This is a genomic window from Brevibacterium sp. HMSC22B09 (assembly GCF_001806795.1).
In the GTDB taxonomy this organism is placed as follows: Bacteria; Actinomycetota; Actinomycetes; order Actinomycetales; family Brevibacteriaceae; genus Brevibacterium; species Brevibacterium ravenspurgense.
This window is the reverse complement of sequence record NZ_KV786000.1, coordinates 1-21353: the sequence shown is the minus strand read 5'-3', so window position 1 is coordinate 21353 and position 21353 is coordinate 1. Positions and strand designations below refer to the sequence as shown.

The following is a 21353-nucleotide window of genomic DNA, read 5'->3' as shown; positions in this document are numbered from 1 at the left end:
GCAGTGGTTGCTAAGGCGCAGATTCCGGCTTAGCGGTGTTTGTGTGCGGCTAAGCCGCAGATTCCGGCTGCCGGGTGTTTTCGCACCGTCTGCACGCGCCCGAAGAAGACGCGCGAGAAACAGCAAGCACTGCGCAACCCAGTTCCCACCCGAGGAGCTCATTCCGCCAAACAGCACAGCAGCCCAAAGCAAAAACACGAGCGCCCCGGCAGAAAACCTGCCGGGGCGCTCGTATTCAGCTAAAGCAGCTGCCGCAGCTGCCGCTACGAGCAGCTCACGCCTCGCCGAGCCTGTTCAGCTCACGCCGCGCTCAGCTCACGCAGCTGAAGAAGATCAGGCCTGTTCTTGCTTCTTCTTGGCTTCGGTGACAACGGTTTCGATGCGGGCACCGAGTTCTGCGTCGACGTTCTTCCAGTACTGGAAGACCTTGGGCAGCAGTTCCTTGTCCCACACGCCCATGACGTGACCGGAGATGTTGTGGACCAGGCGGTCGCGAGCAGCGTCGTCGAGAACGTTGCGCACGAGGTCGCCGGCCTGGTTGAAGTCGCCGTCGTTTTCGCGCAGCGTCTGGGCGGCGCGAACAATGTCCGACTGCGGAACGTCAACGAGGTTGACGTCGGTTGCAACCGATTCGTCAGCGCGCGGGCCGTCGTACGAGTTCGGAGCGTACTCGGGCTGGTCTGCCGGGTACAGCTCGTAGCGCATCTGGCCGTCGCGGCTGTAGTTGTGCTTGGGCGACTTCGGACGGTTCACCGGCAGCTGGGCGTAGTTCGGCCCGATGCGGTGGCGGTGGGTGTCCGGGTAGGAGAACAGACGCCCCATGAGCATCTTGTCAGGCGACAGGCCGGTGCCCGGAACGAGCGAAGCCGGGTTGAATGCAGCCTGTTCGATCTGTGCGAAGAAGTCTTCGGGGTTGCGGTTGAGCTCCATCTTGCCGACCTCGATCAGCGGGTAGTCCTTGTGGGACACCGTCTTGGTGACGTCGAAGATGTTGGTGCCGTAGGTGAAGCCCTCTTCGTAGGGGATGACCTGAACGGACAGGGTCCAGGACGGGAAGTTGCCTTCCTTGATGGCGTCGAACAGGTCGCGGCGGTGGAAGTCGGCGTCGATGCCGGCCATTTCGTCGGCGTCGTCAGCCGAGAAGCCTTCGTGACCGTACTTGTCGATGAATTCCTGCTTCTGGTCCGAGTGGAAGTGGTACTTGACCCAGAAGCGTTCGCCGGCTTCGTTGATCCACTGGAAGGTGTGGGATGCGTAGCCGTTCATTTCGCGCCACGAGCGCGGGATGCCGCGGTCACCCATGAGGTAGGTGACCTGGTGGGCCGATGCGGGCTCGTTGACCCAGAAGTCCCACTGCATGTTGTGGTCGCGCAGACCGGACTGCGAGTTGCGCTTCTGCGAGTGGATGAAGTCGGGGAACTGGATGGCGTCGCGGATGAAGAAGATCGGGGTGTTGTTGCCCACGATGTCGAGGTTGCCTTCTTCGGTGTAGAACTTCAGTGCGAAGCCGCGGGGGTCACGCCAGGTGTCGGGCGAGCCCTGTTCGCCGGCAACGGTCGAGAAGCGGGCGAGCATTTCGGTTTCGGCGCCGGGCTGGAAGACCTTGGCCTTGGTGTACTTGGAAACGTCGCCGGTGACGGTGAACGTGCCGAATGCGCCGCCGCCCTTTGCGTGGACGACGCGCTCGGGAACGCGTTCGCGGTCGAACTGTGCGAGCTTCTCGACCAGGTAGTAGTCCTGCAGAAGCGTCGGGCCGTCGGCGCCGAGCGTCAGCGAGTGAACGTCGCTGCCGACCGGGATGCCGAAGTTGTCGGTTGTGCGATTGGTGGCCATGAGTCCTCCTGGGTTTTGGAGTTACAGAGTGGTCCTGAGCCCGCACTGGGGGCACTGCCCCCAGTAGACGACTTCTGCTTCGTCGATTGTGAAGCCGAAGTCTTCAGCTGGGTCCAGGCACGGAGCGCTGCCGGTTCCGCAGGCGACATCGCGGATGTCACCGCAGGTTCGGCACACGATGTGGTGGTGATTGTCGTTGCGGTTGATTTCGTACCGGGCCGACGCGAAGCCGGCCGGATCGATGACCCTGACAAGCTGTGTGCGCGCGAACGCGCCGAGCACGTCGTACACCGTCTGCACTGACACCGTGCCGAGCTTTTCGCGCACGGCGCGGAAAACCTGGTCGGCGTCGAGGTGGGTGTGATCGTGCTCCAACACGTCGTAGACCGCCAGGCGGGGCGCAGTGACGCGCAGTCCGGCGGCCTTGATCGTGTCAGCAGCACTCGTGGTCATGCTTCAACCGTAGGTCTTTTCTGGAATCATTCAAGAAAGGTAGACCTAAGTTACTGAAGTGCTGTTCCGAAGCTCCCGAGGCGCCGCCGGCGCCCTGCCTTACCTCGCCGGGAGGGAGGGTCAGGAGACGGGGCCGGTGTACTTTTCGCCGGGCCCCGATCCGGGTGCGTCTGGGAAGGGGGAGGCTTCGCGGAAGGCCAGCTGCAGGCTGCGCAGGCCGTCGCGCAGGGGGCGGGCGTGCTGGTCTCCCAGGTCTACTGCGGACGAGGTGACCAGGCCTGCCAGTGCGTTGATGAGTTTGCGCGCCTCATCGAGGTCCTGCAGGTCTTTGCCCAGGGACTCTTCGGTGTCTTCGGCCAGACCGCACTTCACGGCGGCGGCGCTCATGAGGTGAATGGCCGCGGATGAAATGACCTCGACTGCCGGAACTTCGGCGATGTCGCGCAGCGCCTGCTGCTCTGCGTGCGCGTGGTCTTCAGCAGTGTGGTCATCGGAAAAAGAGTGGCGGTTTTCAGTCATGACTCCAAGCTTCCCACACTTGAGTGTGAAAAATCCCTGTGCATCGTGTAAGCTGGAGGGCGTGCAAAGTGGAGATTGACTCCCACCTGGATTGCCACAGGCAATCGGGTCAGCGATAACAGCTGGAAATGACGGGCTGCAAAGCTCGGTGTTCCGCTGTTGGGCACTGAGGTGAACATTGTTTCACCGGCAGCGTTTCAAGCTCCCTTTGCGTGTTCAAAGGGAGCTTTTTCTGTTCCCCGCGAACACCGTGATCACCATCTGAGTTAAGGAGCATGCACATCAGCGAGCCGCGCATCAACGATCGGATTCGAGTACCTGAGGTCCGTCTGGTCGGACCCAACGGAGAACAGGTTGGGATCGTCGCCATTCGCAAGGCACTCGACCTGGCACGCGAAGCCGATCTTGACCTCGTCGAGGTTGCGCCCAAGGCGAAGCCTCCGGTGGTCAAACTCATGGACTACGGCAAGTTCAAGTACGAAACTGCCCAGAAGGCACGCGAAGCACGGAAGAATCAGGCCAACACTGCCCTGAAGGAAATCCGGTTCCGACTCAAGATCGACGACCACGACTACGAAACCAAGAAAGGCCACGTCGTTCGCTTCCTCAACGGCGGCGACAAGGTCAAGGTCATGATCATGTTCCGCGGACGCGAACAGTCCCGCCCTGAACTGGGTATGCGACTGCTCGAGAAGCTGGCCGAGGAGGTTGTCGAATACGGCACCGTTGAATCCTCGCCCCGGCTTGACGGACGAAACATGGTCATGGTGCTCGCACCGACGCGTTCGAAGTCAGACGCCCGCGCGGAATCGCGCCGGGAGACCGCGGGTGCTAAGGGCACGTACACCGAAGTGAAGTCGCGTCGCGACCGCGCGGCTCAGGCTAAGGCCGAGCAGCGCAAGCAGAACTGACATCGGCTCAGGAGCGCTCAGCGCCCCTGAGCCACCACCCTCGGGGCAGGTTCCCGAGGGCCGACTGAAGGAGAACGGCACAATGCCGAAGCAGAAGACCCACAGCGGTACTAAGAAGCGCATCCGCGTCACCGGCAGCGGCAAGCTCATGCGCGAAGGTGTCGGCAACCGCCACCTCGCCGAAGTCAAGAGCTCGCGCCGCAAGCGCCGCATCAGCGGAACCGACAAAGTCATGACCGGCGGCGACGCCGCTAAGGCCCGCAAGCTGCTGGGCAAGGCCTGACCAAAGCGCACCACAGCCTTACCGCTGTGACATTCATCTGAAGGAGTACACGTGGCACGTGTCAAGAGGGCTGTCAACGCCCACAAGAAGCGCCGGGTCATCCTCGACCGGGCGAGCGGCTACCGCGGACAGCGTTCGCGCCTGTACCGCAAGGCCAAAGAACAGGTCATCCACTCGCTGGTATACAACTACCGCGACCGCCGCAAGCGCAAGGGCGACTTCCGTCGCCTCTGGATCCAGCGCATCAACGCTGGTGCCCGCGCCAACGGCATGACCTACAACCGCTTCATCCAGGGCCTCAAGGCTGCTGGTGTCGAGGTTGACCGTCGTATGCTGGCCGAACTGGCCGTCAACGACGCAGCTGTGTTCACCAAGCTCGTGGAAGTCGCCAAGAACGCACTTCCGGCTGACGTGAACGCGCCGAAGACGCCGGCTGCCTGAGTGCAGCTGTGAAAACGCGGGGGCTGTTGGCCCCCGCGTTTTCGTTTTCCGACAGCTCCGGCTGCGCACCCCCAAAACAAGAACTGAGTGAGGTTATGGAACGCGACATCCACCCCGGCCTGTACGGCCCGGAAGTGACGTCCCCGAAATCCCGCCGACTGCGCGAAGCCGCGAAGCTCGACCGCAAACAGGGCCGCAATAAGTCCGGCAGGTTCCTCGTGGAAGGCCCCCAGGGCATCCGCGAAGCCCTGCGCCACCAGGCCGAGAACCGACCCAAAGCTGTGACGCTGCACGTGGAACCCGGGGAAGTGGCTCCTCGGGGGACCGGTGCGGTGCTCGACGTATGGTCAACCGTCGAAGCGGCCGAGCGCAATCCCGACATTCTCGAGGCCGCTCGGGATGCCGGCATCAAGATCAAGCAGACCGCTCCTGAAGCCCTCGCATCGGTCACCGACACCGTCAACAGCCAGGGCATGATCGCCGTCGTCGAACAGCTCGACGTCGACCTGACATCGGTTGTGACGAAAGAGGCCAAGCTCATCGTCGTGCTCAGCCAGGTGCGCGATCCGGGCAACGCGGGAACCGTCCTGCGCGCAGCGGATGCCGCCGGTGCCGACGGCGTTATCATCACCTCCTCGAGTGTTGACGTCTACAACCCGAAGGCCGTCCGCTCAACAGCCGGATCGATCTTCCACGTGCCCGTCGTCACCGGCGTAGGACTGCCGGAAGTCACCGAACTGGCACGCGCCCGCGGACTGCAGATCCTCGCCGCAGACGGTCACCCGCCGGCCCACGACCTCCACGTTCCGTGGGACACCGGCCTCGACCTGGCCCGCCCGACCGCGTGGGTGTTCGGCAACGAAGCGTGGGGACTGCCCGAAGCCGACCGCGCCCAGGCTGACGCGGCCGTGGCCATCCCCATCTACGGAAAAGCTGAAAGCCTCAATCTGGCCACCGCCGCCGCGATTGCCGTCTACGAATCCGCCAAGCACGTCCGGATGATCTGACGGTTCGCTAGACTGCAGAACGTTGTCCAACCATCTGAGAAAGAAGGCAGATGTCCGTCATCGACCCGCTTGATGAGGCTGCCGTCACCGCTGCAATGGAGGACGCTCTCGCGGCCTTTGCCGCCGCCGGCGACCTCGACGAACTCAAGACAGTTCGCATTGCGCACATGGGTGATAAAGCCCCGCTGGCCCTCGCCAACCGCGAAATCGGAAAACTCGACAAGTCCCAGAAGGCCCAAGCCGGAAAGCTCGTCGGCTCATCGCGCGGACGGATTGCCCAGGCTTTTAAGGCCCGCCAGGAAGAACTTGAAGCCGAGCGTGACGCACGCGTGCTGGTAGCCGAGGCCATTGACGTCACCGGCCCTTCCACCCGCCGTCCGGCCGGTGCCCGCCACCCCCTGCAGCTGCTGCAGGAGAAGATCGCCGATCACTTCGTCGGCCACGGCTGGGAAGTTGCAGAAGGCCCCGAAATTGAACACGAATGGCTCAACTTCGATTCGCTCAACTTCGGCCCTGACCACCCGGCACGTCAGATGCAGGACACGTTCTTCGTCGAACCCGCATCGGCCCACCTGGTCATGCGCACCCACACCTCGCCGGTCCAGTCGCGCTCGCTGCTGAGCCGCGGTGTGCCGCTCTACGTGGTCTGTCCCGGCAAGACCTTCCGCACGGACGAACTCGATGCGACCCACACCCCGGTGTTCCACCAGGTTGAGGGCATCGCAATCGACAAGGGCCTCACAATGGCTCACCTCAAGGGCACGCTCGATGCTTTCGCCCGGGCCATGTTCGGTCCGGAAGCGTACACGCGCCTGCGTCCCAGCTTCTTCCCGTTCACTGAGCCGAGTGCCGAAATCGACTTCTGGTTCCCACAGAAGAAGGGCGGCCCCGGTTGGATCGAATGGGGCGGCTGCGGCATGGTCCACCCCAACGTCCTGCGCGCATCCGGCATCGACCCGGACGTCTACCAGGGCTTCGCCTTCGGCATGGGAATCGAACGCACGCTCATGCTGGGCGAGGGAATCAACGACATGCACGACATGGTGGAAGGCGATATCCGCTTCTCGAAGGCTTTCGGAGTGATGAACTGATGCTCGTACCCTTGGAATGGCTGGCCGAGTACGTCGACCTGCCGCAGAACCTCGACGCTCACGAACTCGCTGCCGAACTCGCCGGCATCGGCCTGGAAGAAGAAGACTACATCGGCCCGGCCGTCACAGGTCCGCTTGTCGTAGGCAAAGTCCTGACCTGCGAACCGGAAAAGCACTCCAACGGCAAGACCATCAACTGGTGCACCGTTGACGTCGGTGCCGATGAACCGCAGGGCATTGTGTGCGGAGCGCACAACTTCGGTGTTGGCGACTACGTCGTCGCAGCGCTTCCCGGTGCTGTTCTGCCCGGTGACTTTGCTATTGCGGCACGCAAAACCTACGGCCACATCTCCGACGGCATGATCTGCTCGGCCCGGGAACTGGGACTGGGCGAAGACCACGATGGCATCATCGTGCTCACCGACTGGGGCTTTGCCGATCTCACCCCCGGCCAGGACGCCACGGAACTGCTGGGCCTGAACCACGAAGTCCTCGACGTCAACATCACGCCCGACCGCGGATACCAGATGTCGATGCGCGGCATCGGCCGTGAATACGCTCTCCTGAAAGAGCAGAACTACGCAGACCCCGCCGACGCAGTCGCCCCTGTGGTTGCCGGTGAGGGGCACCCGGTCGAACTGACCGACGACGCTCCCATCCACGGCAACGACGGCTGCACCCGCTTCACCGCGCTGCGCGTTCGCGGCATCGACCCGACCGCACAGACGCCGTTCTGGATGTCGAAGCGACTGCTGGAAGCCGGCATGCGCCCCATTTCGCTCGTCGTGGACATCACCAACTACGTCATGCTCGAACTCGGGCAGCCGCTGCACGCCTACGACCTCGCTCACGTGGGTGACAAGATCGTTGTGCGACGCGGCCGAAAGGGCGACAAGCTCACCACTCTCGACGACGCCGAACGGAGCATTCACCCCGAAGACGTGCTCGTCACCGGTGTGAGCGCAGACGGCACTGAGCAGCTGCTCGGTCTGGCAGGCGTCATGGGTGGAGCTGACTCCGAAGTCAGCGACACCACCGTCGACGTCCTCATCGAAGGCGCCCACTGGGACCCCGTGTCGATTGCCCGCACAGCCCGCAGGCACCGTCTGCCGAGCGAAGCCGCCAAGCGCTTCGAACGCGGCGTCGACCCGGCCCTGGGCCCTGCCGCAGTTGCCCGCACCGCCCAGCTGCTCACCCAGCTGGCAGGAGGCCAGGCAGACGCAACCGCAACAATCGCAGGCAGCCTTCCGGCACCTCGTGAGGTGATCCTGCCGAAGACCCGCCCGGCAGAAGTCGTGGGCGTCGACTACACGGATGACCAGATGACCGGCGCCCTGCGTGCCATCGGCTGTGAAGTCGAAGACAGCGGTGATGACTACCGCGTGACAGCGCCGTCGTGGCGCCCGGATCTGACCGACGCGGAAGACTTCATCGAGGAAATCGCGCGTGTCAACGGCTACGACCAGATCCCGTCGATCGTCCCGCAGGCACCCGGCGGTGAGGGGCTCACACGCCGCCAGGCATCGCGCCGCACAGTGTCGAACCTGCTGGCCGATCTCGGTCTGACGGAAGTGCTGACCTACCCCTTTACATCGGAGGCCCGTCACGACGCCTTCCGGATCCCGGAAGACGATCCGCGACGGAACAACCTGCGCCTGGCCAACCCGCTCAGCGACGACCAGCCGCTGCTGCGCACCGAGCTGCTGCCGACACTCGTCGACGCGCAGCTGCGCAACCAGGGACGCGGCTTCAAGGACACGGCACTGTTCGAAATCGGTCTGGTCACCCAGCCTGAAACCGCACAGCTGCCGGCCAGCGAAACCTTCGCACCCGGCTACCACCCCACGGAAGAAGAACGCGCAGCGATCTTCGATGCCGTTCCGCACCAGCCTCTGCACGCGGCGGGCATCGTATCCGGAAACTGGGAGCTCGAAGGCGTGTGGGGCAAGGGCCGCAAGGCCGAAGCCATGGACGCCATTGAAATCGTCAAGCGGATCGCCGTGGCGCTGGGCCAGAGCGTCACACCCGCGGCCTCTGACCGCGCACCGTTCCACCCGGGCCGCTGCGCCGAGTTCCGCCTAGCAGATGGCACACTGTTCGGCCACGCCGGCGAACTGCACCCCAAGGTTGTCGAAACCCTGGGTCTGCCGGCCCGCACGGTCGCATTCGAAGTCGTCCTCGACTCAGTGCTTGACGCTCCGGCGGAACGCCGCTGGGCGGGCGCTCTGTCGACCTACCCGGTGTCCAGGCAGGACGTGGCGCTCATCGTGGATGACAGCATTGCTATCGGCGACCTCGTGAGCACCATGCGCGAAGCCATCGGCGGCGACCTCGAAGAGCTCGAACTGTTCGACGAGTACCGCGGCGAACAGGTGGGCGAAGGCAAGAAGTCGCTTGCGTTCCGCATGACCTTCCGCGCTGCCGACCGCACCATGACAAGCGATGAAGCCTCAGCCTTGCGCGAAGCCGCAACCGCCGCCGTCGAAAAGGCGTACGGCGCTGTGGCCCGCACTGGCGACGGGGCGTGAGCGGGTAATCATGAGCACCGTCCTCATCACCGGTGGTTCGCGGGGCATCGGCCGACACTTGGCTGATGGCTTCGCAGCCGCCGGATGGAACGTCATCCTCACGGCAACCGACGAAGCCCGCGCGGCTGCCGCAGCCCAGCAGATTGCACAGGCTCGCGGCACCCGCGTCATCGGTGCGGAACTCCAAGCAGCAGAACCCGAATCGGTTGAGGCTCTTGCACAGCGCACCGCGGATATCGAACAGCAGCTGGGAGAGCCAGTCACGACGGTCATCAACAACGCCGGCGTGGTCGAAAGCCCGGAAGGCCCCGTGTGGGATGTTCCCGCAGAGCAGCTCATGCGCACGCTCGATACGAACATCCGCGGGCCGTTCCTCATGGTCCAAGCCTTCGCCAAGCGTCTGCTGGAAACGGCAGAGGCAACGGGCGAAGCGTGCCGGATCATCGATCTCAATTCGGGTTCCGGTGCCCAGGGCACACCCGCCTATGCGGCCTACTCGGCATCGAAAGCGGCCCTGTTCCGCCTGGCTGATTCCGTGCACGTCTACGGCTATGACAAGGGTCTGCGGATCTTCGAAATGGCCCCCGGCGTCATCGAATCCGACATGACCGGCTCGATGGCGATGCACGACTGGCGGGGCAGCTCCGACTGGACTGATCCGGAAGACGTTGTGGCTTTGGCGCTCGCGCTCGCCTCTGGCGATCTCGACGCCTACTCCGGCCGTTTCGTGCGCGCTGGCCTCGACACACCTGAGTCACTCGCGAAGACCGCTGCCACCGGTCTCGCTGAGGATTTCCGTCGGCTGGCCGTCCGCATGGACTGACCCACCCCTCACAAAGTACGAGGCGGAGCTCACCAATTCTGGTGAGCTCCGCCTCGTGATTTTCGGCTGGGGTCAGACCGTCAGCACCACCTTGCCGGTGGTGGCGCGGCCCTCGAGAGCTTCGTGGGCCTGGCGTGCCTGCTCGAGTGGGAAGGTCTGTCCGACGCGGAACTTCAGCCATCCTTCGTCGAGTCCGGCAAAGAGCTGCTTTGCGCGCTTCTGGAGTTCTTCGGGGGAGTCGATGAACCACTGCGTGGAAGGACGGGACAAGAAGATTCCGCCGCTGGAGTTCAGTCGCTGAATGTCGAACGGCGGAACAGCGCCGGAAGCCGCACCGAAGAGCACCATGGAGCCGCGCGGGCGAATGGAGGCCAGCGAGGCATCGAAGGTGTCTTTGCCGACTCCGTCGTAGGCAACGTCAACGCCCGTGCCGTCGGTGAAGGCCATGACCTCTTCGCGGATGTCGACGCCGTCGCCGTAGAGGAAGACATGATCAGCACCGGCCGCACGGGCAAGCTCAGCCTTTTCCTCCGTGGACACCGTGCCGATGACCTTACCGCCCAGGTGCTTGATGAACTGGGTCAGAAGCAGGCCGACACCGCCGGCGGCAGCGTGGACGAGAGCCGTTTGGCCGGGCTTGATTGCGTGGGAGTCCGTCACCAGGTACTGCGCCGTCAGCCCCTGCAGGGGCACAGCGGCAGCGGTTTCGAAGTCCACGCCGTCGGGCAGGGGCAGCAGTTCTTCGGCTTTGACGACGATCTTCTGAGCGTAGGAGCCGTGGACGTCCGTCCAGGCCACGCGCTGGCCGATTTCCACTCCTTCGACGCCCTCGCCGAGTTCGGCAACGACTCCGGAGCCCTCAACGCCGACAATGTGGGGGAACGGCATGGGGTACATGCCGCCGCGTCGGTAGGTGTCGATGAAGTTCACACCGGCCGCTTTGACGTCGACGAGGACTTCACCGGGGCCGGGCGTGGGTGTTTCGACTTCGGTGTACTCGAGAACTTCGGGTCCGCCCTGTCGGACTGCCTGGACTGCGTACATGTTCCTCCTTGAAATGCGGCAACAGCAGGACCGTGTATGAATAATTTATCTGGCCCATGTATGCTTATGCATATGGTTTATACAGTTGCGGTATCGGGAGCCACGGGATACGCGGGCGGGGAAGTCCTCCGCCTGCTGGCCGGCAACCCGAATTTCACAGTGACGACAGTCTGCGGGCATTCCACAGTCGGTCGTCTCCTGGGGGAAGAACAGCCGCACCTGCGCGCCTATTCCGACATGACGATCGCGGATTCATCGGCGGCCACCCTCGCCGGTCACGATGTCGTGTTCCTGGCGCTGCCGCACGGTCAGTCAGGTGCTATTGCGGCCGAACTCGAAGAGCTCAGCCCCGAGACCCTCATCATCGACCTCGCCGCCGACCATCGGCTCATCGACCCGGAAGCGTGGAAGAGCTACTACGGCTCAGAACACCCCGGTACCTGGACTTATGGTCTGCCCGAGCTCATGCTGGCAGACCTGGGCTCGGCACAGCACACAACGCAGCGGACACAGCTGACAGGAGCTGCGCGCATTGCCGTCCCCGGCTGCAATGTCACAGCAGTCACCCTCGGCGTGCAGCCGCTCGTGCACGCAGGCCTCATCGACCACACGCGGCTGACCGCCGTTTTGGCCAACGGCGTATCCGGCGCCGGAAAAGCCCTCAAACCGCACCTGCTGGCGTCCGAAATCCTCGGAGGCGCCAGCCCCTACGCGGTCGGCGGCACGCACCGCCACATCCCCGAGATCGAACAGAACCTGGCTCTGGCATCGGGTGAAGACCCACTGGCCGGCACCGCCCGCATCACCTTCACCCCGACCCTCGTGCCGATGTCCCGCGGGATCCTCGCAACCGTCTCGGCACCTCTTGCGCCCGGAATCGACATCGCCCAGACGCAGGAGAAGATCAGCGCGGCCTTCGCCTCGGCCTATGATTCTGAACCCTTCGTCACCGTGCTGCCACAGGGACAGTGGCCGAATACATCGGCGACCGCGGGATCGAACCAAGCCCACCTGCAGTGGGCACTGGACGCCCGCACCCAGACCGTCACCGTCTGCGCGGCAATCGACAACCTCGTCCGCGGAACCGCAGGCCAAGCCGTGCAGTCGGCACACATCGCACTTGGACTCGAAGAAACAGCACACCTGCCACACGAAGGAGTCGCACCGTGAGCGTGACAGCAGTACCGGGCTTCCGCGCCGCCGGAACCAGCGTCGGCATCAAGCCCACCGGCAAAAAGGACTTCGCCGTCATCATCAACGACGGCCCCAGCATGAACGCCGCCGTCGTCTACACCTCCAACAAGTGCAAAGCGAACCCCGTGAAGTGGTCGCAGCCGCGCACGAGCGATGGTCAGGTCCGCGCGGCTATCATCAACTCCGGCTGTGCCAACTGCTTCACCGGCGACTTCGGGTTCGAAACGACGAAGCTGACCGCCCACGCTGTCGCTGACGCCGTCGGCTGCGACGCTGACGATGTTCTCGTGTGCTCCACCGGGCTGATCGGAACCGGGGGAGAGGACTTCCGTTCGCGGCTGGTTGAAGGAGTCCCCGGGCTGGTCGAATCAGCCTCCGCCGAGGGAGGATCCGACGCCGCAGAGGCCATCCTCACAACCGACTCCGTTTCCAAGGAAGCGCTCGCAGAAGGCACCGGCTACACGATCGGTGCCATGGCCAAGGGCGCCGGCATGCTCGCACCCTCACTGGCCACGATGATCGTCGTCATCACAACCGACGCCAAACTCAGCCCCGAACAGCTCGACCGGGCACTGCGCAGCGCAACGGCGAAAAGCTTCGACCGCCTGGACTCCGACGGCTGCCAGTCGACAAACGACACCGTCGCGCTGCTGTCGTCCGGTGCTGGCGCAGAAGCGGACGAAGCTGAATTCACGGCCCTGCTGACCGAGGTGTGCACCGACCTTGCCCGCCAGCTCATGGCGGATGCCGAAGGCGCTGCCCACGATGTCGAAATCACCGTCACGGGCGCTGTGAGCGAAGACGATGCCGTTGAAGTCGGCCGCGCCGTTTCTCGTTCCAACCTCGTGAAGACCGCGCTTGCAGGAGAAGATCCCAACTGGGGTCGCGTTCTCGCACAGGTCGGCACAGCGGATGCGAAGTTCGACCCCGAAAACCTTGACGTCAGCTTCAACGGCGTTCAGGTGTGTCGGGCGACCGCACCGCACGAAGATGCCGCAAAGGTGAAGTTCGGCCGCACGATCACCATTGAGATCAACCTCAACAGCGGCCAGGCCGAAGCGACGATCTTCACCAACGACCTGACCCACGAATACGTGACCGAGAACAGCTCAGCAGCATCATGACCGACAAACTCTCACCCGCCCAGCGGCTGATCAAAGCGCAGGCCAAAGCCGAAATCCTCACAGAGGCCCTGCCGTGGATCAAGACGTTCTCCGGGGCGACGATCGTCATCAAATACGGCGGCAACGCGATGATCTCGCCGGAGCTGCAGCAGACCTTCGCGGACGATATTTCGTTCCTGCGCTTTGCCGGAATCCGTCCGATTGTCGTGCACGGCGGCGGGCCGCAGATCAGCACGATGCTCGACCGTTTGGGCATTGAAAGCGAATTCGTTGCCGGCCAGCGCGTGACCTCTGAAGAGGCCATTGACGTCATCCGCATGGTGCTTTCCGGCCAGGTGAACCGCAGCATCGTGTCGCGCATCAACGAACATGGTTCGGCCGCTGTCGGCCTGTCGGGTGAGGACGGCGACCTCCTGCTGGCCACGCCGGCCTCTGTCGAGGTGGATGGTGAGCTCACAAGCCTCGGTCGGGTCGGCAACATCACCTCTGTCAATACGCAGCTGCTGCACGATCTTCTGGACTCCGGGCGCGTGCCCGTGGTGTGCTCAATCGCCGCGGAACTCGGCACGAGCGGTGACAATCCGCTCAACATCAACGCGGACCTCGCGGCAGCGGCGATTGCCCGCGAAATGCAGGCGGACAAGTTCATCATGCTCACCGACGTTCCCGGCCTGTACGCCGACTGGCCCGACACGGACAGCCTCATCAGCGAAATCACACCGGCTGAACTGCGCGAACTGCTGCCGAAGCTGGATTCCGGCATGATCCCGAAGATGACCGCCGCACTCGATGCGGTGGATGCCGGGGTCAAACAGGTGCACGTTGTCGACGGCCGCACCGCGCACTCGGTTCTTCTAGAGGTCTTCACCGACCTGGGAATCGGCACGCTCATTGCAGACGTCAAACCCGCCAAGGGAGGGACAAATGACTGAATGGCTTGATGAATACCGCGGCAGCCTGCTGCCGGTGTACGGCGACCCGCAGAAGAAACTCGCCAAGGGCAAAGGAGCGGTTGTCGAGGACTCCGACGGCAAGCGCTATGTCGACTTTCTCGGCGGAATCGCCGTCAACAGCCTGGGGCACGCCCACCCGGCAATCGTCGAAGCCGTCAGCAAGCAGACGGCCGAACTGGGGCAGATCTCAAACTTCTACACCTCGGATCAGCAGATCCGCTTGGCTCAGCGCGTACTCAGCACGGCACAGGCTCCGGCAGGTTCGAAGGTTTTTCTGTGCAACTCCGGCAGCGAAGCGAACGAAGCTGCAGTCAAACTCGCCCGCCGTGCTAAGCCCGGCCGCACCGGGATCATCGCGGTTGACGGCGCTTTTCACGGCCGCACCATGGGTGCGCTGTCGCTGACGGCGAAGAAGGACTACCGCGAACCCTTCGCCCCGCTGGTTCCCGGCGCCCAGCAGGTGCCCTTCGGCGACGCCCAGGCGCTCAAAGATGCGGCAGACGAGAACACCTCGGCCATCATCATCGAGCCCATCCAGGGTGAGGCCGGTGTGCGCCCGCACCCTGCCGGCTACCTGGCTGCGGCCCGTGAAATCGCAGACGAAGTCGGTGCGCTGCTCATCTTCGACGAAGTGCAGACCGGTGTCGGCCGGACCGGCAGCTGGTACGCCTTCCAGCACCCGGAAATCGGCGAGGGCGTGCGGCCCGATGCCATGACCCTGGCCAAGGGCCTGGGCGGGGGACTTCCGATCGGCGCACTCGTGACCTTTGGCGAAGAAACTTCGAAGCTCCTTACGGCCGGCCAGCACGGCACAACCTTCGGCGGCAACCCCATCGCGTGTGCGGCGGCCAATGCTGTCCTTGACGTCATCGAGTCCGACGCCGTGCTTGAGCACGTGCGTGAGGCCGGCCAGCTTCTGCACGACGGCCTCGAAGCGATTCCCGGCGTCAACGATGTTCGCGGTGCCGGACTGCTGCTGTCCTTTGACATCGCACCGGTCTCAGCCAAGGACTTCACCTCGGCCGCACTCAAGGCCGGTTTCCTCGTCAACGCAGTAGCTCCCAGCCGCATCCGCCTGGCACCGCCGCTCATCATCACCTCCGATGAGATCCGCGCTTTTCTTTCTGCTGTGCCCGATATCCTCAAGGAAGGAGGACAGAGCGCATGACCCGACATTTCCTCAAAGACACGGACCTCACGCCCAGCGAGCTGGGTGAAGTCCTCGACCTTGCCCAGCGGATGAAAGCCGAGCCCTACGCTTTCCGCCCACTGGAGGGGCCGCAGACGGTTGCCGTTGTGTTCGACAAAACGTCGACCCGCACCCGCGTGTCCTTCGCGACCGGCATCGCCGCGCTCGGCGGCAATCCGCTCATCATCAACCCCGGTGAGTCCCAAATGGGGCACAAAGAGTCGATTGCCGATTCGGCGCGCGTCTTCTCTCGCATGGTGTCGGCTATTGTGTGGCGCACCTTCGACCACGCCGGTCTGGAGGAGATGGCCGCTCACTCGAGTGTGCCGGTCATCAACTCCCTGTCGGACGACTACCATCCGTGCCAGCTGCTGGCTGACCTGCTGACCATCCGCGAACACCGCGGTACGGGCGAAGGCAATGGTCTTGCCGGGCTGAAGCTCGCCTACTTCGGCGATGGTGCGAACAACATGGCGCACTCTTATCTGCTGGCCTGCGCGAACGCCGGTATGGACGTTGCGATTGCCGCTCCCGCCTCTGCTCAGCCCGCCGCCCACGTTGTGGACGAAGCGCGCGCTCTGGGAGAAACGACCGGCAGCTCGGTGCTTGTCACGGAAGACCCTGCTGAAGCCGCACGCAGCGCCGATGTCCTTGTGACTGACACCTGGATTTCCATGGGACAGGAAGACGACGGCCGTTCTGGCGAAGATTCGCCGTTCGTGCCCTACCGGGTCACCCAGGAGCTCATGGACCTCGGTCGGAACCCCATCTTCATGCACTGCCTGCCTGCATACCGCGGGCACGAGGTGGATGCTGAGGTCATCGACGGTCCCGCCTCTGTCGTCTTTGACGAGGCGGAGAACAGGCTGCACGCCCAGAAGGCACTTCTCGCTTGGCTGGTGGGACGCTCATGACAGCACCTCAGCAGAACGCGTCCGTTCCCAGCACAAAGACCGCCCGCCACTCACACATCGCAGACATCATCCGCAGACACCGGGTGCGCTCGCAGTCGGAGCTGGCCGGCAGGCTCGCCGATGCGGGCATCCTCGTCACTCAGGCCACGCTGTCGCGCGACCTGGTGGAGCTCGGAGCAGTCAAGGTCCGCACGAGCGCCGGTTCGGTCTACGCAGTTCCGGGCGAAGGCGGAGACCGCTCACTGGAACAGGGCGTGGGAGGCGAACTCATCGACGCGAAGCTCCAGAGGCTCCTCGAAGAGCTGCTTGTATCAGCGGAAGCCTCCGGCAACCTCGTCCTGCTGCGCACTCCGGCCGGTGCGGCCCAGTACCTGGCCAGCGCGCTTGACCGTTCGTCCCTGCCGACAGTGCTGGGCACTATCGCCGGTGACGACACCGTCATGGTCATCGCCCGCAAACCCGACGGGGGAGACGAAGTAGCCCGCTTCCTGCTCGACCTCGCCGCAGACAGCGTTTAACCAGACAGCGTTTAACCACAGACACTCAGAACTCAGACACCAGAAGGAAAGGAGACACAATGACTGATCGCATTGTTCTCGCATACTCCGGCGGCCTTGATACCTCGGTCGCCATCGGATGGATTCAGGAAGCCACCGGCAAGGAAGTCGTCGCAATGGCCGTCGATGTAGGCCAGGGCGGAGAAGACCTCGAAACCATTCGCCAGCGTGCCCTCGACTGCGGTGCGGTCGAAGCCTATGTTGCAGACGCCCGCGACGAATTCGCCGAGGAATACTGCATGCCGGGTCTGCAGGCGAACACCATGTACATGGACGCCTACCCGAATGTTTCGGCTCTGTCGCGCCCCCTCATCTCTAAGCACCTCGTGGCCGCCGCTCGTGAGTTCGGTGCGGGCACGGTTGCCCACGGCTGTACCGGCAAGGGCAACGACCAGGTGCGCTTCGAAGTCGCCATCACGACCCTGGCTCCGGATCTCGACTGCATCGCCCCGGTTCGTGACCTCGCCCTGACGCGCGAAGCGGCAATCGAATACGCAGAGAAGAACGACCTGCCGATCATCACAACGAAGTCGAACCCGTTCTCCATCGACCAGAACGTGTGGGGACGTGCAATCGAGACCGGCTTCCTCGAAGACATCTGGAACGGTCCCACCAAGGACGTCTACGACTACACCGACGACCCTGCTTTCCCGCCGGCTCCCGACGAAGTTGTCATCACCTTCGAAAACGGCATTCCGGTTGCGATTGACGGCGAGGCAGTGACCCCGCTGCAGGCGATCGAAAAGCTCAACCACCGCGCCGGTCAGCACGGCATCGGCCGGATCGACATCGTGGAAGACCGCCTGGTCGGCATCAAGAGCCGTGAAATCTACGAGGCTCCCGGTGCGATCACGCTCATCGAAGCTCACCGTGAACTCGAGCGCATCACGCTTGAGCGCGAACAGCTGCGCTTCAAGCGCTCGGTTGAGCAGCGCTGGACCGAACTCGTCTACGACGGCCAGTGGTTCTCGGAACTCAAGGGCTCGCTCGACGCGTTCATCCTTGACACGCAGAAGCACGTCAACGGCGACATCCGCATGACCCTGCACGGAGGTCGTGCGGTTGTGACCGGACGTAAGTCCCCGAACTCGCTGTACGACTTCGGTCTGGCCACCTATGACGAGGGCCAGACCTTCGACCAGTCGGCTGCCCGCGGCTTCATCGACATCTACGGTCTGTCGGCCCGTGTAGCCAGCGACCGCAACCAGCGGGTGCAGAAGCAGGCATGATGAACTTTCTCCGCGGCCCGGTCGGTTTGAAGGGACTCGACGGGCCGGGCCGCGGCGAAATCGCACGGTGTGCAGAAAGGATTGTGACGTGACAGAACGTGTAAGCCTGTGGGGCGGACGGTTCGGCTCCGGCCCCGCCGACGACTTGGCAAAGCTCTCAAAGTCGACCCACTTCGACTGGCGTCTGGCCCAGTACGACCTGGCCGGTTCGCGTGCTCACGCTCGCGTTCTGCACCGGGCCGGTCTGCTTGACGAAGCCGAGCTTGAGGGGATGCTCAAGGCTCTCGACGAACTCGGCCGCAGGGTCGAATCGGGGGAGTTCACTCCCGTTGAATCTGATGAGGATGTTCACTCGGCACTCGAACGCGGTCTGCTCGAGATCGCCGGAACCGAGCTCGGCGGCAAGCTGCGCGCCGGTCGCAGCCGCAACGACCAGATCGCCACGATGGGGCGGATGTACGTCCGTGATTCTTCGCGCGTCATTGCCCAGCAGGTGCTCGCTGTTGTCGAGGCACTCATTGCTCAGGCGGCAGCCCACCCGGATGCTCCCATGCCGGGCCGTACGCACCTGCAGCACGCTCAGCCGGTTCTTCTGGCCCACCACCTGCTGGCCCACGCGTGGCCTCTCATGCGCGATGTCGAACGGCTTAAGGACCTTGACAAGCGGGCCGCGGTGTCGGCCTACGGTTCTGGTGCTCTGGCTGGTTCGTCACTCGGGCTTGACCCGCAGGCCGTGGCAGAAGAACTCGGTTTCCCCACCTCGACGGAGAACTCGATCGACGGCACCGCCAGCCGTGACATCTTCGCCGAGTTCGCGTGGGTGACCGCCATGATCGGAGTGGATCTTTCACGTCTGTCCGAAGAGATCATCATCTGGAACACCAACGAGTTCTCGTTCATCAAGCTGTCGGACAACTATTCGACCGGCTCGTCGATCATGCCGCAGAAGAAGAACCCCGATGTAGCCGAACTGACCCGCGGCAAGGCGGGTCGGCTCATCGGCGACCTGACCAGCCTGCTGGTCACACTCAAGGCTCAGCCGCTGGCGTACAACCGCGACCTGCAGGAAGACAAGGAGCCGATCTTCGATGCGGTCGACACCCTTACGCTCCTGCTGCCCGCCTTCGCCGGCATGGTCGCAACGGCAGAGTTCAACACTGAGCGTATGGCGCAGCTGGCTCCGCGTGGTTTTGCGCTGGCAACCGATATTGCCGAATGGCTGGTCCGCGAAGGTGTGCCGTTCCGCGTGGCACACGAACTTTCCGGCGCCGCCGTGAAGAAAGCCGAAGACCGCGGTGTTGAGCTGTGGGATCTCAGCGATGACGACTACGCCGAAATCTCCGAGCACTTCACTCCGCAGATGCGCGAAGTGCTCAGCACCCTGGGCTCTGTCGATTCGCGCAATGCGAAGGGCGGAACCGCTCGCAGTGCAGTGCAGACTCAGCTGGAAAACGCCCGAGTCGAGCTGCGTCGTCTGAGTGAGTTCGCCCAGAGCTGACCGAATTCGACACAGCGGCCGCGTGCACCTTCAGCACGCGGCCGCTTCTCTGCACGTAGAATGCCCTGTGGAGCCCAAGCTCCCACAAAGCAGAAACAGAAAGGCCAAAAGTGACAGACGTCCTCAGCGACCTCCAGGCTCGCGCAATTGCCGCGCAGACAACCGACGAAGATGCTCTTCGAGCAGCTCTCAACGGCGGGTCGCTGACGTTCTATGTTGGCTTTGACCCGACCGCGCCCAGCATTCACATGGGCAACCTGGTGCAGGTGCTCGTTGCTCGCCGTCTGCAGATGGCCGGGCACAATCCGCTCATGCTGGTCGGCGGTGCAACCGGTCTGATCGGCGACCCGCGCATGTCGGGCGAACGCACCCTGAACGACCGCGAAGTCGTCGAAGGCTGGGTCGAGAAGATTCGCTCGCAGATTGAGCGCTTCCTCGACTTCGACGGTCCGCACGCGGCCCGCATGGTCAACAACCTTGACTGGACCAAAGACATTTCGGCGCTGGACTTCCTGCGCGATGTCGGCAAGCACTTCTCCGTCAACCGCATGCTGGCCAAGGAAGCCGTTGCCGCTCGTCTGAAGTCGGAGGACGGAATTTCGTTCACAGAGTTCGCCTACCAGCTGCTGCAGGGCAACGACTACCTGGAGCTCAACCGCCGCTACGGCGTGACGCTGCAGACTGGCGGTTCGGACCAGTGGGGCAATCTCACCAGCGGTGTTGACCTCATTCGCCGCGTTGAGCGCAAGTCGGTGCACGCAATGTCGACCCGTCTGATCACCAAGGCTGACGGCACCAAGTTCGGCAAGACAGAGTCCGGCACCGTGTGGCTGGATCCGACACTCACCTCGCCGTACGCCTTCAGCCAGTTCTGGCTCAATTCGGCAGACGCCGATGCGCCGGGGTACCTCCGGGTGTTCTCTCTGCGTCCGCTGGATGAAATCGAAGACATCATCGAGCAGTTCCAGGCTGAACCTCACAAGCGTCTTGTGCAGCGCACGCTTGCTGAAGACGTCACGACGCTCGTGCACGGCAAGGAAGAATCCGATCAGGCCTTCGCTGCAGCGGCGGCGCTTTTCGGCACCGGCGACTTGAGCGAGCTCAACCCCTCGACGCTGGGCTCGGCTCTTGCTTCGCTGCCAAATCTCGAGGTTGACAGCGCCGCAATCACGGCCGGGCTTTCCGTTGCCGACGCGTTTGCAGGATCGGGAATCGTCAAGTCGAAGGGCGATGCTCGCCGTGCCGTGAAAGAAGGCGGCGCCTACATCAACAACGAGCGGGTCTCGGATGCCGAGGCGCCTCTCACCGGTCAGCAGCTCCTTCCGATTGACGGGGGATCGGCTGCTCTGCTGCGCCGGGGCAAGCGCACTCTCGGTGCTGTGATCGTGCGCGATAACTGACCTGCCAGAGTCCACACAGACTGGAAGAGGGAGCGGATTTGCATCCGCTCCCTCTTGTGTATTAAGTTATCCCTCGTTGCCAAAACGGGAGGGCGCAAGCCCAACTGCAGGTCAGAAGCCAAATCAGGCAGCTGGCTGGGCAGTCCAAGGAAGGCAGCGCACTCAAGCGGAAAGATCAGAGTGGCAAGCTTCACACAGAAGCGAGTTGCAGATTGAAAATCCGCAAGGTAGAGTAAAAGCCCGGTCGCAGGGAAACCTGAGATTAACGGTTTGAAACCTCGGCCTGAACATCACAACTCCGGAAGGTTCGCAACAGCGGGCTGAAAGGTTTTGGTGTCTGTTCTTTGTCAACTCAATAGCGT

20 protein-coding genes are annotated in these 21353 nt (G+C 63.4%); 16 read left to right on the top strand and 4 right to left on the bottom strand.

Going from position 1 to position 21353, the window contains the following annotated elements; translation table 11 throughout:
- Positions 1–333: 333 nt before the first annotated feature.
- The 3 genes from HMPREF3087_RS01645 to HMPREF3087_RS01635 form a co-directional block, all read right to left on the bottom strand.
- Positions 334–1833, bottom strand: coding sequence for a catalase (locus HMPREF3087_RS01645; RefSeq protein WP_019174914.1), 1500 nt, complete (start codon positions 1831–1833; stop codon positions 334–336).
- Between the two features lie 21 nt (positions 1834–1854).
- Positions 1855–2286 carry a Fur family transcriptional regulator gene (locus tag HMPREF3087_RS01640; protein WP_062022499.1) on the bottom strand — a complete coding sequence of 144 codons (432 nt, stop codon included), beginning with the start codon at positions 2284–2286 and terminating at the stop codon, positions 1855–1857.
- A 120-nt stretch (positions 2287–2406) separates the two neighbouring features.
- Positions 2407–2805: a DUF1844 domain-containing protein gene (locus HMPREF3087_RS01635; RefSeq protein WP_062022502.1), complete on the bottom strand. Its 399-nt coding sequence runs from the start codon at positions 2803–2805 to the stop codon at positions 2407–2409.
- 275 nt (positions 2806–3080) lie between these two features.
- Between HMPREF3087_RS01635 and infC the strand changes: the two genes are divergently transcribed.
- The 7 genes from infC to HMPREF3087_RS01600 all read left to right on the top strand — a co-directional run bounded on the left by infC (position 3081) and on the right by HMPREF3087_RS01600 (position 9889).
- Entirely contained in the window at positions 3081–3716 is a 636-nt protein-coding gene (gene infC / locus HMPREF3087_RS01630; protein ID WP_019174917.1) for a translation initiation factor IF-3, read from the top strand.
- 82 nt (positions 3717–3798) lie between these two features.
- A complete protein-coding gene (rpmI, locus tag HMPREF3087_RS01625) occupies positions 3799–3999 on the top strand; it encodes a 50S ribosomal protein L35 (protein ID WP_019174918.1) in 201 nt (66 codons plus the stop codon).
- A 51-nt stretch (positions 4000–4050) separates the two neighbouring features.
- Positions 4051–4440, top strand: a complete 390-nt coding sequence (gene rplT / locus HMPREF3087_RS01620) for a 50S ribosomal protein L20 (protein WP_019174919.1) — start codon at positions 4051–4053, stop codon at positions 4438–4440.
- 95 nt (positions 4441–4535) lie between these two features.
- A complete protein-coding gene (locus HMPREF3087_RS01615; protein ID WP_019174920.1) occupies positions 4536–5447 on the top strand; it encodes a TrmH family RNA methyltransferase in 912 nt (303 codons plus the stop codon).
- A 50-nt stretch (positions 5448–5497) separates the two neighbouring features.
- On the top strand, positions 5498–6538 hold the full coding sequence (pheS, locus tag HMPREF3087_RS01610; protein ID WP_070424586.1) for a phenylalanine--tRNA ligase subunit alpha: 1041 nt from the start codon (positions 5498–5500) through the stop codon (positions 6536–6538).
- Complete coding sequence (gene pheT, locus HMPREF3087_RS01605) at positions 6538–9066, top strand: phenylalanine--tRNA ligase subunit beta (protein ID WP_070427821.1); 2529 nt, start codon at positions 6538–6540, stop codon at positions 9064–9066. The genes pheS and pheT overlap by 1 nt, the downstream gene beginning before the upstream one ends.
- A gap of 10 nt (positions 9067–9076) precedes the next feature.
- Positions 9077–9889, top strand: coding sequence for an SDR family NAD(P)-dependent oxidoreductase (locus tag HMPREF3087_RS01600; RefSeq protein ID WP_070427820.1), 813 nt, complete (start codon positions 9077–9079; stop codon positions 9887–9889).
- Positions 9890–9961: 72 nt separating this feature from the next.
- Here HMPREF3087_RS01600 and HMPREF3087_RS01595 read toward each other — a convergent pair whose 3' ends face one another.
- Positions 9962–10933, bottom strand: coding sequence for a quinone oxidoreductase family protein (locus HMPREF3087_RS01595; protein ID WP_062022511.1), 972 nt, complete (start codon positions 10931–10933; stop codon positions 9962–9964).
- Positions 10934–11005: 72 nt separating this feature from the next.
- On the opposite strand from HMPREF3087_RS01595, the gene argC reads away from it, so the two are divergent.
- The 9 genes from argC (at position 11006) to tyrS (ending at position 20991) form a co-directional block, all read left to right on the top strand.
- Positions 11006–12103 carry an N-acetyl-gamma-glutamyl-phosphate reductase gene (argC, locus tag HMPREF3087_RS01590; protein WP_083271967.1) on the top strand — a complete coding sequence of 366 codons (1098 nt, stop codon included), beginning with the start codon at positions 11006–11008 and terminating at the stop codon, positions 12101–12103.
- Positions 12100–13251 (top strand): bifunctional glutamate N-acetyltransferase/amino-acid acetyltransferase ArgJ, encoded by a 1152-nt coding sequence (argJ, locus tag HMPREF3087_RS01585; RefSeq protein ID WP_070427818.1) that lies wholly within the window; start codon positions 12100–12102, stop codon positions 13249–13251. Before argC ends, argJ begins: the two co-directional genes overlap by 4 nt.
- A complete protein-coding gene (argB, locus tag HMPREF3087_RS01580) occupies positions 13248–14183 on the top strand; it encodes an acetylglutamate kinase (protein ID WP_061943633.1) in 936 nt (311 codons plus the stop codon). The genes argJ and argB overlap by 4 nt, the downstream gene beginning before the upstream one ends.
- Positions 14176–15372 (top strand): acetylornithine transaminase, encoded by a 1197-nt coding sequence (locus HMPREF3087_RS01575; protein ID WP_070427817.1) that lies wholly within the window; start codon positions 14176–14178, stop codon positions 15370–15372. The genes argB and HMPREF3087_RS01575 overlap by 8 nt, the downstream gene beginning before the upstream one ends.
- Positions 15369–16307 carry an ornithine carbamoyltransferase gene (gene argF, locus HMPREF3087_RS01570; protein ID WP_061943639.1) on the top strand — a complete coding sequence of 313 codons (939 nt, stop codon included), beginning with the start codon at positions 15369–15371 and terminating at the stop codon, positions 16305–16307. The genes HMPREF3087_RS01575 and argF overlap by 4 nt, the downstream gene beginning before the upstream one ends.
- Positions 16304–16825 carry an arginine repressor gene (locus HMPREF3087_RS01565; protein ID WP_061943642.1) on the top strand — a complete coding sequence of 174 codons (522 nt, stop codon included), beginning with the start codon at positions 16304–16306 and terminating at the stop codon, positions 16823–16825. Before argF ends, HMPREF3087_RS01565 begins: the two co-directional genes overlap by 4 nt.
- A gap of 59 nt (positions 16826–16884) precedes the next feature.
- Entirely contained in the window at positions 16885–18093 is a 1209-nt protein-coding gene (locus HMPREF3087_RS01560) for an argininosuccinate synthase (RefSeq protein ID WP_070427816.1), read from the top strand.
- Between the two features lie 88 nt (positions 18094–18181).
- Entirely contained in the window at positions 18182–19591 is a 1410-nt protein-coding gene (argH, locus tag HMPREF3087_RS01555; protein WP_070427815.1) for an argininosuccinate lyase, read from the top strand.
- 110 nt (positions 19592–19701) lie between these two features.
- The gene (tyrS, locus tag HMPREF3087_RS01550; RefSeq protein WP_070427814.1) at positions 19702–20991 is read left to right on the top strand and encodes a tyrosine--tRNA ligase; all 1290 of its coding nucleotides are present in this window, start codon (positions 19702–19704) and stop codon (positions 20989–20991) included.
- Positions 20992–21353 lie beyond the last annotated feature (362 nt).